18 protein-coding genes are annotated in these 15,130 nt (G+C 34.1%); 4 read left to right on the top strand and 14 right to left on the bottom strand.

Features of this window, described 5'->3' with window-relative positions; translation table 11 throughout:
- Genes P177_RS17600 through P177_RS17590 form a run of 3 tightly spaced genes read right to left on the bottom strand, consistent with a single transcriptional unit; the run spans position 1 to position 1,826 of the window.
- Positions 1-378: a nuclear transport factor 2 family protein gene (locus tag P177_RS17600; RefSeq protein WP_036156876.1), complete on the bottom strand. Its 378-nt coding sequence runs from the start codon at positions 376-378 to the stop codon at positions 1-3.
- Positions 379-387: 9 nt separating this feature from the next.
- Positions 388-933: a hypothetical protein gene (locus tag P177_RS17595; RefSeq protein WP_036156874.1), complete on the bottom strand. Its 546-nt coding sequence runs from the start codon at positions 931-933 to the stop codon at positions 388-390.
- A 17-nt stretch (positions 934-950) separates the two neighbouring features.
- Entirely contained in the window at positions 951-1,826 is an 876-nt protein-coding gene (locus P177_RS17590) for a helix-turn-helix domain-containing protein (protein WP_036156872.1), read from the bottom strand.
- A gap of 91 nt (positions 1,827-1,917) precedes the next feature.
- Here P177_RS17590 and P177_RS17585 point away from each other — a divergent pair, with 91 nt between their 5' ends.
- Entirely contained in the window at positions 1,918-2,268 is a 351-nt protein-coding gene (locus P177_RS17585; RefSeq protein WP_036156870.1) for a DUF983 domain-containing protein, read from the top strand.
- Here the strand turns inward: P177_RS17585 and P177_RS17580 are convergent.
- A complete protein-coding gene (locus P177_RS17580; RefSeq protein WP_036156868.1) occupies positions 2,265-3,155 on the bottom strand; it encodes a LysR substrate-binding domain-containing protein in 891 nt (296 codons plus the stop codon). The two genes, P177_RS17585 and P177_RS17580, sit on opposite strands and share 4 nt — an antisense overlap.
- A gap of 98 nt (positions 3,156-3,253) precedes the next feature.
- Here P177_RS17580 and P177_RS17575 point away from each other — a divergent pair, with 98 nt between their 5' ends.
- From P177_RS17575 to P177_RS17565, 3 genes are all read left to right on the top strand, one after another.
- Positions 3,254-3,880 (top strand): LysE family translocator, encoded by a 627-nt coding sequence (locus P177_RS17575; RefSeq protein WP_036156866.1) that lies wholly within the window; start codon positions 3,254-3,256, stop codon positions 3,878-3,880.
- A gap of 167 nt (positions 3,881-4,047) precedes the next feature.
- The gene (locus tag P177_RS17570) at positions 4,048-4,722 is read left to right on the top strand and encodes a class I SAM-dependent methyltransferase (protein ID WP_036156864.1); all 675 of its coding nucleotides are present in this window, start codon (positions 4,048-4,050) and stop codon (positions 4,720-4,722) included.
- Between the two features lie 78 nt (positions 4,723-4,800).
- Positions 4,801-5,217, top strand: coding sequence for a hypothetical protein (locus P177_RS17565; protein WP_036156862.1), 417 nt, complete (start codon positions 4,801-4,803; stop codon positions 5,215-5,217).
- A 92-nt stretch (positions 5,218-5,309) separates the two neighbouring features.
- Here the strand turns inward: P177_RS17565 and P177_RS17560 are convergent, their stop codons facing one another.
- The 10 genes from P177_RS17560 to P177_RS17510 form a co-directional block, all read right to left on the bottom strand.
- Complete coding sequence (locus P177_RS17560) at positions 5,310-5,525, bottom strand: hypothetical protein (RefSeq protein WP_036156861.1); 216 nt, start codon at positions 5,523-5,525, stop codon at positions 5,310-5,312.
- Positions 5,526-5,533: 8 nt separating this feature from the next.
- Positions 5,534-6,019 carry a hypothetical protein gene (locus P177_RS17555; RefSeq protein ID WP_157486608.1) on the bottom strand — a complete coding sequence of 162 codons (486 nt, stop codon included), beginning with the start codon at positions 6,017-6,019 and terminating at the stop codon, positions 5,534-5,536.
- 118 nt (positions 6,020-6,137) lie between these two features.
- Complete coding sequence (locus P177_RS17550; protein WP_036156857.1) at positions 6,138-7,193, bottom strand: YHYH protein; 1,056 nt, start codon at positions 7,191-7,193, stop codon at positions 6,138-6,140.
- A gap of 514 nt (positions 7,194-7,707) precedes the next feature.
- Positions 7,708-8,199: a DUF3592 domain-containing protein gene (locus P177_RS17540; RefSeq protein WP_036156853.1), complete on the bottom strand. Its 492-nt coding sequence runs from the start codon at positions 8,197-8,199 to the stop codon at positions 7,708-7,710.
- Complete coding sequence (locus P177_RS17535) at positions 8,196-8,873, bottom strand: DUF3592 domain-containing protein (protein ID WP_036156852.1); 678 nt, start codon at positions 8,871-8,873, stop codon at positions 8,196-8,198. The genes P177_RS17540 and P177_RS17535 overlap by 4 nt, the downstream gene beginning before the upstream one ends.
- Positions 8,874-8,956: 83 nt before the next feature.
- On the bottom strand, positions 8,957-9,694 hold the full coding sequence (locus P177_RS17530; RefSeq protein WP_036156850.1) for a hypothetical protein: 738 nt from the start codon (positions 9,692-9,694) through the stop codon (positions 8,957-8,959).
- A 176-nt stretch (positions 9,695-9,870) separates the two neighbouring features.
- On the bottom strand, positions 9,871-11,355 hold the full coding sequence (locus P177_RS17525; RefSeq protein ID WP_036156848.1) for a cellulose synthase family protein: 1,485 nt from the start codon (positions 11,353-11,355) through the stop codon (positions 9,871-9,873).
- A gap of 1 nt (position 11,356) precedes the next feature.
- The gene (locus P177_RS17520) at positions 11,357-12,046 is read right to left on the bottom strand and encodes a glycosyltransferase family 2 protein (protein WP_036156847.1); all 690 of its coding nucleotides are present in this window, start codon (positions 12,044-12,046) and stop codon (positions 11,357-11,359) included.
- Positions 12,046-12,537, bottom strand: a complete 492-nt coding sequence (locus P177_RS17515) for a toxin-antitoxin system YwqK family antitoxin (protein ID WP_036156846.1) — start codon at positions 12,535-12,537, stop codon at positions 12,046-12,048. Before P177_RS17515 ends, P177_RS17520 begins: the two co-directional genes overlap by 1 nt.
- 55 nt (positions 12,538-12,592) lie before the next feature.
- Positions 12,593-14,998: an alpha-L-rhamnosidase-related protein gene (locus tag P177_RS17510; protein ID WP_167333126.1), complete on the bottom strand. Its 2,406-nt coding sequence runs from the start codon at positions 14,996-14,998 to the stop codon at positions 12,593-12,595.
- Positions 14,999-15,130: the final 132 nt, after the last annotated feature.

The raw sequence follows: 15,130 nt of genomic DNA, 5'->3' as shown, positions 1-15,130 counted from the left end.
TTAATACATGGTATTCGGGTTCTTGGATTTCTCGGGAATTTGCTGAATAGCATCCCAATGTTCGCATATTTTTCCTTCTGCATCAAACCTAAAGAAATCCATGGTCACGTATTGATCATTTCCTGGCCAAGTTTGGTGCGTGTGTAGTGAAACTAAATCGCCTTCAGCAATACAGCGTACAAATTCAATAGATTTTTCGGGGTATTCTGCCTGCATACGTTCAAAATAATCAATAAAACCTTGTGTGCCATTGGCAACGTCTGGGTTGTGTTGAATATATTCACTGCCTACATATTTCTCGATGGCTGATTTTGGATTACCCAAGTATGCTGTTCTGTAAAATGCTATGGCATTTTCTTTGTTTTTTTGTAAATCCATACTTAAAATTTAGTCCTCAAAGATTTCAGTGATTGCAAGTTTTGATTTTTTAAACTCATTGGGCAAGTCAATAAAAGCTTCAATGGCGAAGCTAAATTTGCTATTTCCTTCAAAAATCCAATAATTGCCTTCTAATTTACCGTTTTCGCTTGTGGTATGCTCTCTTGGAATGTTATTAATAGAATATTGATTCTTTTCTTTATTATACCAGATACCCAAGGCACGCAAATCATCTTCGTCAGTGTAATTAAAAGAAATGCGTGGTGCTATGGCTCCTTCATTATTTTCAATTGTCACATTTTTATTGGTGAAATTTTCTAACTCTTTAGCCCAAGGCAGTTTGTTTTCTTTCCAATTTGCTAATTGCTCCCATTGTGCCAAGATAAGAGCAGTGTCTTTTTCGGTTTGGATTATGGTAAAAAGGTTTTCCTGAACAATCTCAATTTTGTGTTTTTCAGGATAAATGGTCACAATGGTTTTGTCTGAAGCAATTCTACTGTTTTCAATACCAAAGAACGAACCTATAAGAAAGAATATGATTTTTATTTGTTCCATTTAATTGAATTTTTATGCTAATGAAAATACATTTTTCTGAATTCCATTGGGGTCATTCCTGCGTTAGATTTAAAGAATTTTGAAAAATAGGCATAATCAGAAAACTCTAAAGTATCTGCTATGTTGGCAAGGTTATCATTAGAATGAACAATTAAGCGTTTAGCTTCTAGCATAATACGTTCAGAAATTAAAGTACTCGTAGTTTTGTTAATGGTTTTGCGCACCACTCTATTCAAGTGTTTGGTTGTAATATTGAGTTTGTCAGCATAGAATTTAGGTAATTTTTCAGTGTAAAAGTGTGTGTTTATCAACTTTTCTAGATGCTCAAGTATGTTGATATAGCTATTAGAGCTTAACTTTTCTATAATAATATCTGCAGTATATGCGCGCGTAAATTCTATGTATAAATAATGTATCAGACTAATGATTTTTGCCTCTCTTAATAAGTTTTCTTTTCTGTACTCCGTAAAAAGCTCTTGAAAAACAGTGGAAAGGTGATTTAATTTTTTTTGGGATAACTGAAGCAATGGCGGGTTCTGGTTAGAATAATAGAAAGGAAAAGAATTTAAAGAGTGGTCCAAAAATTTAAGTTCATAAAATTCTTGAGAGTGAAAAAAAATATAACCTTCTGGTTGCGATTCAAATTTCCAGAAATGTGTTTGTCCTGGTTTTAAGAAAAAGACTTTTCCTGACTCTATGGAGTAGGTATCGAAATCAATTTCATGCGTACCGCTACCTTTTGTAAAAATAACACACAGGTAAAAGTTATGGCTGTGAGGTTTGCTAATTAGGTGCTTATTAATTTGAATATGCTGCGCAAAAGAGTTTATATAAAGACTATCTAAAGGCTTATTCTTTAAAAACTGACTAATATGTAAAACAGGAATCTTCATAAGAATGTCCTAAAAGTACAAATATTGGGGCTAATGATACGACTGAATCATATGTTTTAGGTCTTAATTTTGCAGTATTAAATTAGAGGTCATGAGTAAAGTGTTAGATATTATAAAATGCAAATGTCCTAATTGCAAAGAAGGAAAGGTGTTTAAAGATCAGGGCAATATTCTATTACTAAGAATGCCCAAAATGAATGAGAGGTGCACGGAATGTAACTTTAAGTTTGAGCGCGAAACAGGTTTCTTTTTTGGTGCAATGTTTGTGAGTTATGCGCTGGCTGTTGCACAAATGATAGTATGTTTAGTGTTGTTTTGGCATTTTATAGATTTATCACCTCTTCGTGTTTTTGCCATTATAGCTACGGTGACATTGTTGTTAAGTACAGTGAATTTTAGACTATCTAGAGCAATTTGGATTTATATTTTTTATAAAGATTAATTGTTTTCGTAACTAGGAAAAGTCAATTCTTTTGCAATTTTGAGAACCCTTTTGGTAATTTTATTAGGGTCGTTTTTTCTCCAATTCATAAATAGATTGATGGTTTCGTCCAATTCAATAAACCTGACGCCTGCTGCATTAGAGAATCTATAGGATAACGGTAATATAGATATGCCTAAACCTTGTGCAACAAGATTTAGTATCATTCCACCAAAATCAGATTCAATAATTGTTTTAGGCTCAAATCCGTTTTTTTGGAACAAGTTTCTTAAAAGTGAAGGGAAATAAGTGGTTCTGTGCAAACCAGAAATAATGAATTTCTCGTCTTTTAAATCTTTAAGATTAGTTAGTTTTTTTTCTGTCAACCAATGCTTTTTTGAAACAACAAGACAAATTGGTTCTGTGTATAGTTTGCACGAATCTATATAGGTGTTTTTTATTGCATCTCTATTGAAAGCTATATCAGTGTCGTAATTCAGTAATAAGTTTTCATGATTCTCATCTGTAGGTTCGGTTAATTCTAGTTTTAGACTGGGCAAATTGGAGCTTATGGTGTCTAGAAATTTGGGGAGATAACTAAAAGCAATAGAGCCAGGGTAAGATATTGATATGAAACCAGTGGTACCTTGGTCTATCTTTTTTGCCTGTTTATGAAAATGGTCAAGTTCGTTAATGGTGGTGGTCCATTTCTCTTGTAAAAAAATACCGGCATCGGTTAGTTTTACATTTCTTTTGTCTCTCTCAAAAAGCTGAATTCCAATCTCTTCTTCTAATGATTGAATTTGTCTGCTTAAAGTAGATTGAGAAATAAAAATTTTCTCAGAAGCCTTCCAAAAATGAAGCTCGTTGGCAAGCACTAAAAAGTATTTTATTTGTTGAGTCGTCATTACTAATGCATTTTTCGCATTAAAAAACTAAAAATATGTATTTTAAATCATGCATCAAAATTAGTTCTTTGCTCTATGCTTAAAAGTATTTGGCAATTATGGGAGTAGAGAATTTTATGACGTTTATGATTTCGGCGCTGTTTTTTATAATGACCCCTGGGTTAGATACTTTCTTTGTTCTGAACAAAACTATAGGCCAAGGAAGAAAATCTGGAATTCTAGCAGCATTAGGTGTGAATACAGGTGTATTGGCGCATACGCTGTTTGCTGCTTTGGGTTTATCCGTATTGCTTGCAGAATCTACATTTGTATTTGCCGTTATACAGTATTTGGGTGCTGTTTATCTTATTTGTTTAGGGATTTCTATCTATGTAAAAAAGAACAATCTAGAGGAATGGGGAAAAGCTCGGATAAATGAAAAAAAAGTAAAAAGCGATTTTTGGTCTGGATTTTTTACCAACTCATTAAATCCTAAAGTTGCATTATTCTTCATTGCTCTTTTTCCACAATTCATATCAGCTAAAGATGCGGATAACCCGTTGCCTTATATAGTATTGGGATTTACCTACGCCTTAATAGGTGTAGTATGGTATATAATTTTGACACTGTTCGCAAGTGTATTTTCTGATAAGATCAAAGACAATCCTCAAGCGGGTAATTTATTGAACAAACTTGGTGGCTTTGCATTTATTTCAATGGGAATTAAAATAGCATTGAGCTATTAATTATAAAATAATCATTGTAATCACCACCAAATTCTTGACGTTATAGTTTAGAGTTAACCATGAATAGGGAAACTTGTACGCAAACTGTGTTTTATGTTCCGTGGTTATGGTGGTGATATTTGATTTATATTAACTTATTTTGAACTCCAGATTCTGATTGAAATAGTATGAAGGAGGATAATAACAAGGGGATTACTAGAAAAAAAACACCGTGGCCAACAAAAGATGCTATGCAACAAGTTTATGAAAAGAACTTGTGGGGTAGTGGTGATGAAGATTTTTATTCGGGCGAAGGCTCTCATAAACCAGAAATTGTAAAACCTTATGTAGAGAAATTAATTGCTTTTTTAAGTTCATTTGAAAACCCCATTTCAGTATGTGATTTAGGTTGCGGGGATTTTAATGTGGGAAAAGAATTGGTGGGCCACGCCAAGAATTTTATTGCGGTGGATATTGTTCCAGAACTAATTGAACGTAACAAAGAAAAATATAAAGCTCCTAATTTGGAATTTCTATGTCTAGATGTCTCTAAAGACACTTTGCCCAATACAGATTGTGCTATTCTTCGTCAAGTGTTACAGCATATCTCTAATGATGAGGTAAAGCAGGTTGCGGCTAAGTTTGTTAATTACAAGTATGTAATTGTAACAGAACATCTTCCTAATAAAGATTTTACACCTAATGTAGATATTATCTCAGGTCAAGGAACCCGTTTAAAAAAGCAAAGTGGCATCAATCTTTTGTTGGCGCCATTTAATTTGAAAGTTGTAGCCCAGCGCGAACTTTTAAAAGTTGTAGATGAACATGGTATTATTGTAACTGTATTATATAAGATGTATTGATTTATTAATCCTGATAAATGTCATAGTATTAATCTACGTTGTTATCTAGCTTTGGTGGTATCATAAAAACAAACGTAGATGAGCAAAGTAGAGATAAAGCAAGGAGAGATAAAAGTAAAATTTAACGAACCAACTTCTGGTAAATTGTCTTTTGAACAATTAGGTATTTCTAGTGAGGGAGCCTCTTTAGAAGGCGGATTACTTCGTTTGGTTTTTGATTTAGAAGGTATTGGTGAGCATGATTATTATCAAGTGCCAACTTTAGAGTTGTTTTACGAAGAAAATATGTCAGAAACACATTGGATGTGTGAATTTAACGGAAAAACCATTCTTGATAAATTAGACCATTACGGTCATTCAACCATTTTATTATTGAACAGAAAGGTGTTGAGTGAGTTAGAGCAACATCATGAAAATGTATTGATAGTTCATGCAGAATTTCCGCAACCAGCTAAATTGAATTTGAAAGAATCTTCAATTCGTCTATTCAAATAAAGAAGTTTATATTTTTAAAAAGGGTAGCGAAAGGTTTGTTGGTTTTATAGTGGTAGTTCAACGCAAGCAGACCCGTTAGATTGTTGTTTAGTTCACAGGTCATTTTCGCTATCCTTCTTTTTTACAGTTTCTTGCTTCATATATCCAAGAGCCCAAATAAGAATTCCGGTCCAAAAAAACAGTTGGTTGTATTGGGTAATTTCAGGTATGGGATCTTCTCCAAAAACTCCCATTTCCATAAATTGAAATATAAGACCGATGATAACGATTACTAAAGCGATATAAACTGCTGTATTCGGTTTTTTCATACGATATTTTATTTTCTGGAAACAAAAAGTAAAAAACCACCAATTATTAAAGTAATCAGAAAGGGTAAATACTTCAAGGGTGTATTATCTCTTTTGCCTATTGGCGCTTCCCATTTTCCTTCTTTTAAAGTAAGGTTTAGTTCGTGTTGATTATCGCGCTGTAAAGTAAATTTTTCTTTCGGAAATCCATCCAATAAAAATACAACAACAGATTGGCTGTTGTATAGGTCTTTAAACAATTCATTTTTTAAGTAGATGTGGTTTATTTCTTCAGGTAGACCAACTAGCTCTGAAACTATCTTGGTCTCATGACCTAAGAACACTTGTGAATTTTTGAATTCAAGGGCAATATTATCGTTTAGAACAATAGCGAATCTAGACTCAAAAAGTTGAAGAACTAAATCTTGAAATTCTTCTGGAGATGCATAGGCACCTTTCTCATTTACATAATTTACCTCTTGTTGAAAAGCCGTTAAAGAGCTGTTTAATTGCATAACAATTTGCCCATTTTCCGTTTTCGAAATAATTATACTCGAAAAATCTGGATTATGGGCAAAAAGTACATTGCTTACCAAGAGAAAAGCAGTAAGAAAAAGTGGTAAAAGAAGTTTTTTACATAGCATAAACACCACGTAAACCGTCAATGAAATTGTTGCTTCCAGCCTTGTCTACATGGTAATGGTAACCTCTAATTTCATCGTAGTGACCTCTAAATTCATCTAAGTCCGTAGCTTCGTTACCATCGGCATCCGTATTGGCATAAATTGAGTATCCGTCCATGGCATAGCCTATCATTGGAGCGTGATTATCTTCTTGCGCTATTTTTTTAGAAACACCTGTTGCTGCATGGTAGTGATAACCTTCGTGTAAGTTAATATGTCCGCCAGCATCATCAAAAGGAGCAATAGTGTAAGCCGCTAAGATATTATCTACAGGTGCAGGTGCGTTGAAAACAACACCGTTAAAAGCTAAACCTCTATTTGAAGGTCCCATGCCTTCTCCGCCTGGTGGTGGTCCTTTAGGTCTTTCTCCATCTTTTGGGCGCTCAGGTCTTTCATGGCCATCTTCACCGCCGTTTGGAGGCCCTGATCTAAAAGCATATCCTTCAGGTGCTTTTTTAGGAGTAACCGGTATATAATATGTATGCGTCATACCAGTGATGTAAGATGGTAAGCATTCCACACAAAAGTTTTTATATTCTTCGCCAACATTTGGGTCTGCGGCATCATTACATTCTGCCTTGGTCTTGGTTTTAGTGATTTCACCTGTGGTCTTATCATAAAGCATCCAAGTATCATCATTAAAAAGTGTTCCTAAATTTTTAATGAACTCGCCATCAATATCGTAGATTTCTCCTTCTACTGCCCAAACACCACCTTTAGAGGCATCATCAGAAATATTATCTGGACACCATGGTCCCATTTCATGCTCTGAAGGTGTGCCAGAAGTGACAATTTTGTAACAATCAGCGGTAGAACCATCAGACATTTCTTTATTAACAATAGATATGGGTTCAACTAGACCGCCAGGAAGAAAGTTTTCTTTATTGACCGAAATGGTGACTTCTGTATTTGCTTCCGTATTAGATTTTGATTTTGTGTCTTTACACGCCATAAAAATGAATACTAATACAGGTATCGCTAAAATCTTAAAATGATTTTTTATCATAACGTTCTTTTTATGGTTACTATGTTAAAGTTAAAGACTTTTAAGCTTTTAGCCCTTTATATTTAGACTAATTTGAAAGAAAATTACCTGGATTTAACATATCAATAGCACATACTATCTTATAGTATAATTTAATCTAAATAGGATATATTGAAAGTCCTTTTATAAAAAAGACTCCTTGATTTGCAGCACTATTTTTTTTCCATCTGGAATTTCCTAGTTTATTGTAGAATTCTGTTTTCTTTAGAATGCCATTAACAATCATTCCAACTATCCAAGAGATAAATGATATTGATATTCCAAATGTGAATCCTAATATTAAGTGCTTGGTTATCATAGCTTTTAAAATGTAGCAGCGTCTAAGCTAAAGATGTTGGTTTTGTTTTTGCTTTTATTTGTCTAAAGCTGAATCTCAAAGATTTTGCAACTATTTATACCTGCCTGCCGGCAGGTATAAATAGACCCTTTGCTTAAGCCCTAAATCTCTATTATTTACAGGTGTTGTTTACAATAATTATTTCTCCATAATTTGATTTAAAACTAAAGTAAAATCTTCACTTAATTCGTATATCCAGAACACAAGTGCAAAAGTTATAAATGCTAAACCAGCTGAAAAAGAGTATTTGACATAATAGTTAGAACCTGTAATTAAACATGATTTAGAAGGATTTCTTGGGTTATAGAAAACCTTAACTTTATTTCCTTTTTTGAGCTTTTCTACAAAAGCTAGTTTCTCTTTTTTATATGGTGTCCACATGTCAACATAAGGAAAAAGATGTGTGCCAATCATTTGTTTTGATGTGCCATTTAATTGATAAATGTATTCAAAATCTGCCTTATAGCTTATCTGCTGACTACCATCTGAATCAGTATAGATTTTTTCTTTTAACTCGGCATGGGTTATTGTACCGGTTGTTTGATTCCATTTTTTTGAACTAATATCAAGAATATAGGTTAACATTCCCAAAAGGAAAACAGTTACACCAATAATTAAGGTAATAATCATGAAATGATGTTTATTTTGTCTGCTAGATAATTTGAGGGATATTTTTTACTGATATACACCCAATGGATAACAAATAAAGGAAATATTAATAAGGCAATTCCTGCTCCTATATCTTTTAAGTTGATATCATATTTAATAATAGAGGATTCATTTGGATTTTTTGGGTTAACATAAATAACAACGTTATTCATTTCTTTTAGCTTTAAGTATAATCCTCTATGGAATTTACTTTCATATTCTTTTTCTTTATTAAGCCCAATTTTAGAATTCGTATAATCCTTACCGTTAAATTTATATACGTACTTAATCTTACATTCTTCAATTGGAAATACCATAGATGCTTCTTTCGGCATATTAGGGTTTGGACTACTTTCAAGTTTGACTGACTTAATTTGCGCTACAGTTTGTTCCCAATTAAATTTTTCGTTTTCCAATATTAAAACAAGTGGCTTTTTCAAATTATAGAAACTAAATATTACCTGTAGAAGTAAAAAAAGTAATATTAGACTGATTCCAAAAACGTATGCTATTTTAGTAAGTAGCTGCATAATTATTGCTAACGGTAATGCTATTTTTAGTGTAAGGTGCAAATAGGCTATTCCCTTTGCCCCACAGTTCTTAGCCAAATCTTTTGGTTTTGTTTTTTCTTTTCTTGTGTCAAAGCGAAATCCCAAAGATTTCGCGACTTCATAAAAATAGGCAAACCTTAGCGTTTAAGCCCTAAGTCCGTATTGTTTATAAGTTTTGTTGTACACCGTTATTTATATTTTCTTTTAGCAACAAGATATTCCTTTCCGTTTGCTGTTTTGAATTTTTTTGTCCAAAGTCCCAAGTCATTATAGACGTATTTGAAATACTCGTATTCATATTTAAAAGGTCCAGACATTAGGAGTGGAAACTCTCGTTTTGGTTCAAATTCACGATGAAGCGCCTCCACGTAATTCAAGCTATCATATTCAATGTGGGTCGTTCCCATTTCATTTGGCTGGTCACTGTAAGAATATGAACTGTATTGAATATGTTTGGTAATGTTTCCATTCGTGTCATACTCGAAAATCTCTTTGTGTGGCCAAAGGTTTTGTTCATCAGTTCTTTCAATCAGTTTTGGTTTTCCGTATTCATTGTAATCTGAATATTTCTCTACAATTCCATAACTATATTCTTTACGGATTAAAACACGATCATTGTATTCCAGTTTGGTTTCTGAAACATTATTTACCTCTCCATCATTTATGTTAAACGTTTGCGTTTCTCGCTTGACATTATCAAATTCGTCGTATTCAAATTCCATTCGACTCCTCAGTTCATTTTTCCAATAATTTTCTTGGGCAGAAACAAGTCCATTTGAAAGATAGTACTTAGTACTCCATTTTCCCCACCCAACATTTTTTTCAACATAAAAGGCATAATTTTTCAATAATTCAGTTTCGCTTTTTTGGGCAAAAGAATTATTGAAAATAAGAAAGATTATTATGATTGAAAGCAGGTTTTTCATAATGGTGTACAACAATTGTATAAAGTAACAAGTTACTTTATACGCTATTTAAGACGAATAAGATAACAAGTAATCTTATTCCTATTTTAGCCGTAAGTTAAACAAACTAGAAGAATTGGAATAAAAAAAGGGATAGCCAATGGCAATCCCTTTTTAATATTTTGTTTAAAGCTGTTTTAAGCTCTTGAGGTCAATGATTTAAAGAATACAAACCCAAAGCCCAAGAACAGCATAAAATGAAACGGAAACAACCCAAAATCATTCAATGGTATTGCGCTATACATACCAAACATGAAATAAACCATTAAGGCAAATTCCAAGATCATGTTAGGTGATAATTTTTTAGCTAGGTACTTATTGCCTTTCCAGCTTTGCTTTAAGGTACTGATGTTGAATTTTGGTGTACGTACAAATTCACTTCGTTTGCCCATGTGTCCTTCTAATACGGCAATGGTATTGTGTAAAGAGAAACCTAATGCTACAGAGAAAAAGGTGAAGAAAATACGTATATAATCTACAAAGTTATTGAAGCCGCTGCCTTGTATGCTCTTATAGGTAAACCAATAGCACACAAATAAGATAATAGTACTTACCGTGAATAAACTTAAAAGAGAGAATACCCAGTCTAAATGACCATAGGTATTTTTAATATAAAGTGATGGTATACTCAATAAAGCAACTAAGAATACACATAAGAACATAGAACTGTTCAGTAGGTGCATGACCCCATGAAACTTTGTTTTAAAAGGAATGTTTTTTGCGCTTACAACGCTCCAAACCGTTTTTCTAAAGTTCTCAGCACCACCTTTGTTCCAACGAAATTGCTGCGAACGAGCTGCACTTATCACTACAGGTAGTTCAGCGGGAGTCTCCACATTCTCCAAATACTTGAATTTCCAGTTTTTCAACTGTGCGCGGTAACTAAGGTCTAAATCCTCGGTAAGTGTATCGCCTTCCCAATTACCGGCATCAAGAATACATTCTTTACGCCAAATACCTGCGGTACCGTTAAAGTTGATAAAGTGACCTTTACTGTTACGCCCAACCTGTTCTAAGGTAAAATGCGCATCAAGAGCAAAAGCCTGTATTTTTGTTAGGGTAGAATAGTCGCGGTTCAAGTGTCCCCAACGGGTCTGCACCACACCAATTTCTTCATCTTTGAAATAGATAACGGTTTTCTTCAACCAATCTGAAGCAGGTAAAAAATCCGCATCAAAGATGGCAATGAATTCACCCTTTGCTACTTCTAGTCCTTCTTTTAAGGCACCTGCCTTAAAACCAGAACGGTCTGTTCTTGTAATATGTTTAATATCTAAACCGGTCTCCTGTAATTTTGCAATACTGGCTGCAGTAGTTATTACAGTGTCGTCAGTAGAGTCGTCTAAAACCTGAATCTCTAATTTACTTTTAGGATATTCTATTTTAGCGATGTTTTCCAATAAACGATCCATGACATATTCCTCGTTAAAAACAGGAAGTTGAATGGTTACGAACGGAATTTCCTTTGGGTCTAACAAATTAAACTTAGGAGCCGTTTGGTTTTGTCTTTTTTGGGATAAGTAATTGATTAACAGATTAAGCTGCGCCAAGCTATAAAAGAAGATCAACAGTAAAGAGATACTGTAGATGATGATGATAAGATATGCAAGAGCTAAAGCCATATTATTTTATACTGTATTTGAAGATCCACCCCAAAATTTTTATGCCTGCAAATATACTACCTTTTACGGTTCCTGATACTTTTGAGATGCCAATTCTTCGTTTGTAACGTACTGGTACTTCGGTATATGTCATTTTTTTCTTAAGAATTTTCAGTTGCATTTCAACCGTCCACCCATAAGTCTTGTCTTCCATGTTCAATTCTTTGAGCTTTTCGTATTTAATTGCCCTAAAAGGACCTAAATCCGTAAATTTTGCACCAAAAAATAAATGCATTAAAAATGTAGCCAACCAGTTGCCAAAAACTTGTTGTGGGGTCATTGAACCTTCTTCTCGTAAAGCTTTTGTTCTAGCACCAACTACAAAATCTATATTTTTTTCTAAAATAGGAGCAACTATCTTCTCCAGTTCCTCTGGGTAATCAGAGTAGTCTCCATCAATAAATACGATAATATCTGGTTGTTTTGACAGATTTGCTACGTAATCTAAGCCTTTAAGGCAGGCATAGCCATATCCTTTTCTAGTTTCAGTAAGTACCGTTGCACCAGCAGCTTCGGCATTTTTTACGGTATCATCTGTAGAGTTATTGTTCACAACGATTACCTCAGATACCGTTTTTGGTAGTTCGTTGATGACATGGGCAATAGAATTTGCTTCGTTAAAAGCTGGTATAATTACTTTAATGTCTGTCATTATTTTAAATCTGATAAACTATTTTCACTGGTAAAGGCACGAAAAGAGGTCCATTCCTTAATCTTTTCACCTTTACTGTATTTCTCTGCGGATATTAATTTTGTGTCCTTGTATTTTAAGCAATACCCGTCTTTTATTCCTTTTGTTAGCTGGCACTTGTGGTTAATGCGACCTTTTTTATCGTAAAAAAGCCACCAGCCAATTTCTTTATTATCGGCAAATTTGCCTTCTTTTATTCTAATACGGTCTTCACTATAAAAAAACCAATACTTTTCTCTTTTGCCATAAGCGTAAAAACCTTGTTCAGATTTATGCCCATTAGGGTGGTAGAAAGTCCAATAATCAGTTTTTGTACTATAGCGAATCCAACCTTCACTTTCTAAGGTGCCGTCTTCATAATAGGTACGTTCATAACGTTTGTCTTCAGGATTGGTAAAAGCTAACAATCCTAAACAAATAAGAGCGGGTAAAAAAAGTTTAAATAGCTTCATTTTTTTAAAATATTAGATTAAAATATAGGTGCTTACCATACCAAAGTTTACACTTTTATTTTCTACTTTTTATGGTATAGGTATTTTTTCCTTTTTTAAGAGGAATTACAGTTCCTTGCCAATTTAAGTTGCCTGTCATGGTATCAGGAATTGTTATTTCGGCGGATAATTTATGCTTGTTTCTCTTTAGTTCAAATTCAATAGTTCCTTTTGATGTAGGCAGCAAGCCTGCTATTTCATTTAATTTCCCAAGTGCAGGGGCAATTTCCATTTCTTCAAAATCATTTTGTACCGATCGGATACCTGCCAAATAATTAAAATAAAAATATGCGGGCGAGGCACTCCACGGATGCACTTCTGATCTTGTTGGTTTCTCAACACTTTCAAATCTTTCTAAAGTAGTGGTCATGTTGTCGTTGATCATTTGCTCCCAGGGTTTTTGGGCAACATCGAACAATTCTGGGGCATCTACTTTTTTAATCGCTTCAAAAAGATAAAAACGGTAGTAGTATGTGGCTTGTAACAAATCTTCTTCGTTTAGAATTTTGTCTAAAAGTGCTCTTTGTTCGGTTTCTGGAATAGCATCTGTCAATATTGCCATGATATTGGTATGCTGATCATAAATAGTTTTGTCCGGGCGCTCCGCAAATAGATTTCTTTCTTGGTCATAACAAAGCTCATAAACAGATGTAATGATTTCTTGAGCTCTGTTCTTGTATTTCATTGATGTTTGTTCGTCTCCGATCTCAGTGAATAGGCGAGAGGCATTTTGTAGCGCATGTACATAATGTAAACTTACCACTGCAGAATTGAGCCCGTCATTTTTGGTAGCGGTACCACTACCATTATTAGGTCCGGTATACCAATCTACAAAATAGCGATATGGCGTTTTGTTGACCAAGTTAAGGTCGTTCATGTTTTTTTCGAATCCGGCAAGGGTATTTACAATACCATCTTTATAAGTCTCAATAAATGCTTTGTCGTTAGAGGTGTTATAGTAATCTGCAATCATATCTACCCAAACCAAAGAGTAAGTAGGGTAAATAAATGTAGAGCGAAGCGGATAAGCACCTAAAATATTACCGTCAGAATCTCTGCTGTGATTAAATTGGCGAATTGCATTTTTGGTATGTGCTGCATTGCCGCTTAAAGCTTGCCAGATTAATCCTTGTATTTTAGTGTCGCCTACGTACTGCATAGTTTCATAATAGGCATCACTTAAAAAATAATCTTGGGTACAGATATCAATGGTGCGCTTAGAGATATCAAAAATATCATTGTACATGTCATTGTCTGTAGTAAACTTGGCAATAGATGGTATAGTGGTTCTTGATCTATGGTTTACAAACTTTTCAAGAACAAGCTCCTGATCTTTAGTTTCAATTTCAAACTCGATAAAACGGAAGGTGCGCATCCAATTCGGTATAAATTTTTGGGCATCTTCTCCGTTAGAGATTATTTCGTCATAATAACCTAAAAGTTTTTTGTTGTCCAAGTCGTTACGGTCCCCTTTTTTATTGTTTTTACCAAAAAGATTCTCGGCATATTTAATGGAGATAACTGCAGATTTTCCTTTGCTGAATATCAGTTCTGGAAACCCGTTAGTAACGTATTGCTGATCTAGGAGAAAAGTTGTGGTGGTATTAGGTGCTAGCGTTAAAGTGCCTAAAACCGGAAACTCTGTTTCAAGAGGTTTTGAAGAACGGACAATACTTGCAATTCTTTCCTCGTCCCAAGAAAGTAAAGGTAAATTACGAGGTTCTAGTAAATAAGCAATAGAGCCGCCCATACTACTGGCATTTTCAAAAAACGCTACTTTTTTCCAATCTGTATCATCAAAATTCAGGGTTTCCCAATGGGTTGGGTAATTGTTCATGTCAACCTTATCTGTAGGATTGTTGGCATAGAATCCGCCTACAATAGCCTTTTCTGCATCACCTCTCCAAACGACTTCGTTAGCTTTGTAAGATTGATCAATGGAGCTTAGCCATGTATCATTAAGACCGGTAGTATTAATGATTTTAGCATTATCTGTAACACCGTTGACCATTAAACTGGTAAATATAGACTGCATGCCCAAAAACCTTCTTTTCCCAAAATTGATGACCTTAACGGCGATAACGTTTTCACCCGGATTCAGGTAATCTTTTAAGTTTAAGGTTTCATATTTATAATGCTGAATATCGCTCAATTGTGGTCCGTGGGTAATAAACTCATCGTTTACATAAAGAAAGTAGTGGTTGTCTGCAGAAATATTGATAATAAAATCTGCCTTTGCATCAGTAACATTGAATGAATTACGAAACAAAACCGCTGTGTCTTCACCACCTTTTATATCTGGGTGACTAACCCAACTGGCACTGATGTTTTCTTTACCATAAACAACCTCAGGGTAATTAAGTTCTGTCTGAGATTGTGTAGATAGTGATAGTAAAAAAAGTAAGTAAACAAAGCGATTCATGAACTGTCTAAGTTGTTGTAAATAGGTTGTAAAGATCATGAAAGATTAGTGAAAACCAGTCTTTCATGATCTTTTTCCTGTTATAAAGTATAAGTGAACAAGATTAAAATTAGCACCGCGCTTAAAAGCACG

It is taken from the genome of Maribacter forsetii DSM 18668, from assembly GCF_000744105.1.
In the GTDB taxonomy this organism is placed as follows: Bacteria; Bacteroidota; Bacteroidia; order Flavobacteriales; family Flavobacteriaceae; genus Maribacter; species Maribacter forsetii.
Note: the sequence above shows the minus strand (reverse complement) of the source record. Positions and strands in the feature narration are given on the sequence as shown.

What these genes read in the sequence shown, in the direction of transcription:
- P177_RS17565 (WP_036156862.1), top strand. Translation starts at nt 4,801, where the DNA reads ATGAGCAAAGTAGAGATAAAGCAAGGAGAGATAAAAGTAAAATTTAAC.
- P177_RS17595 (WP_036156874.1), bottom strand. Translation starts at nt 933, where the DNA reads ATGGAACAAATAAAAATCATATTCTTTCTTATAGGTTCGTTCTTTGGT.
- P177_RS17550 (WP_036156857.1), bottom strand. Translation starts at nt 7,193, where the DNA reads ATGATAAAAAATCATTTTAAGATTTTAGCGATACCTGTATTAGTATTC.
- P177_RS17520 (WP_036156847.1), bottom strand. Translation starts at nt 12,046, where the DNA reads ATGACAGACATTAAAGTAATTATACCAGCTTTTAACGAAGCAAATTCT.
- P177_RS17515 (WP_036156846.1), bottom strand. Translation starts at nt 12,537, where the DNA reads ATGAAGCTATTTAAACTTTTTTTACCCGCTCTTATTTGTTTAGGATTG.
- P177_RS17570 (WP_036156864.1), top strand. Translation starts at nt 4,048, where the DNA reads ATGAAGGAGGATAATAACAAGGGGATTACTAGAAAAAAAACACCGTGG.
- P177_RS17530 (WP_036156850.1), bottom strand. Translation starts at nt 9,694, where the DNA reads ATGAAAAACCTGCTTTCAATCATAATAATCTTTCTTATTTTCAATAAT.
- P177_RS17555 (WP_157486608.1), bottom strand. Translation starts at nt 6,019, where the DNA reads ATGCAATTAAACAGCTCTTTAACGGCTTTTCAACAAGAGGTAAATTAT.
- P177_RS17600 (WP_036156876.1), bottom strand. Translation starts at nt 378, where the DNA reads ATGGATTTACAAAAAAACAAAGAAAATGCCATAGCATTTTACAGAACA.
- P177_RS17510 (WP_167333126.1), bottom strand. Translation starts at nt 14,998, where the DNA reads ATGAATCGCTTTGTTTACTTACTTTTTTTACTATCACTATCTACACAA.
- P177_RS17590 (WP_036156872.1), bottom strand. Translation starts at nt 1,826, where the DNA reads ATGAAGATTCCTGTTTTACATATTAGTCAGTTTTTAAAGAATAAGCCT.
- P177_RS17560 (WP_036156861.1), bottom strand. Translation starts at nt 5,525, where the DNA reads ATGAAAAAACCGAATACAGCAGTTTATATCGCTTTAGTAATCGTTATC.
- P177_RS17585 (WP_036156870.1), top strand. Translation starts at nt 1,918, where the DNA reads ATGAGTAAAGTGTTAGATATTATAAAATGCAAATGTCCTAATTGCAAA.
- P177_RS17540 (WP_036156853.1), bottom strand. Translation starts at nt 8,199, where the DNA reads ATGATTATTACCTTAATTATTGGTGTAACTGTTTTCCTTTTGGGAATG.
- P177_RS17580 (WP_036156868.1), bottom strand. Translation starts at nt 3,155, where the DNA reads ATGACGACTCAACAAATAAAATACTTTTTAGTGCTTGCCAACGAGCTT.
- P177_RS17525 (WP_036156848.1), bottom strand. Translation starts at nt 11,355, where the DNA reads ATGGCTTTAGCTCTTGCATATCTTATCATCATCATCTACAGTATCTCT.
- P177_RS17575 (WP_036156866.1), top strand. Translation starts at nt 3,254, where the DNA reads ATGGGAGTAGAGAATTTTATGACGTTTATGATTTCGGCGCTGTTTTTT.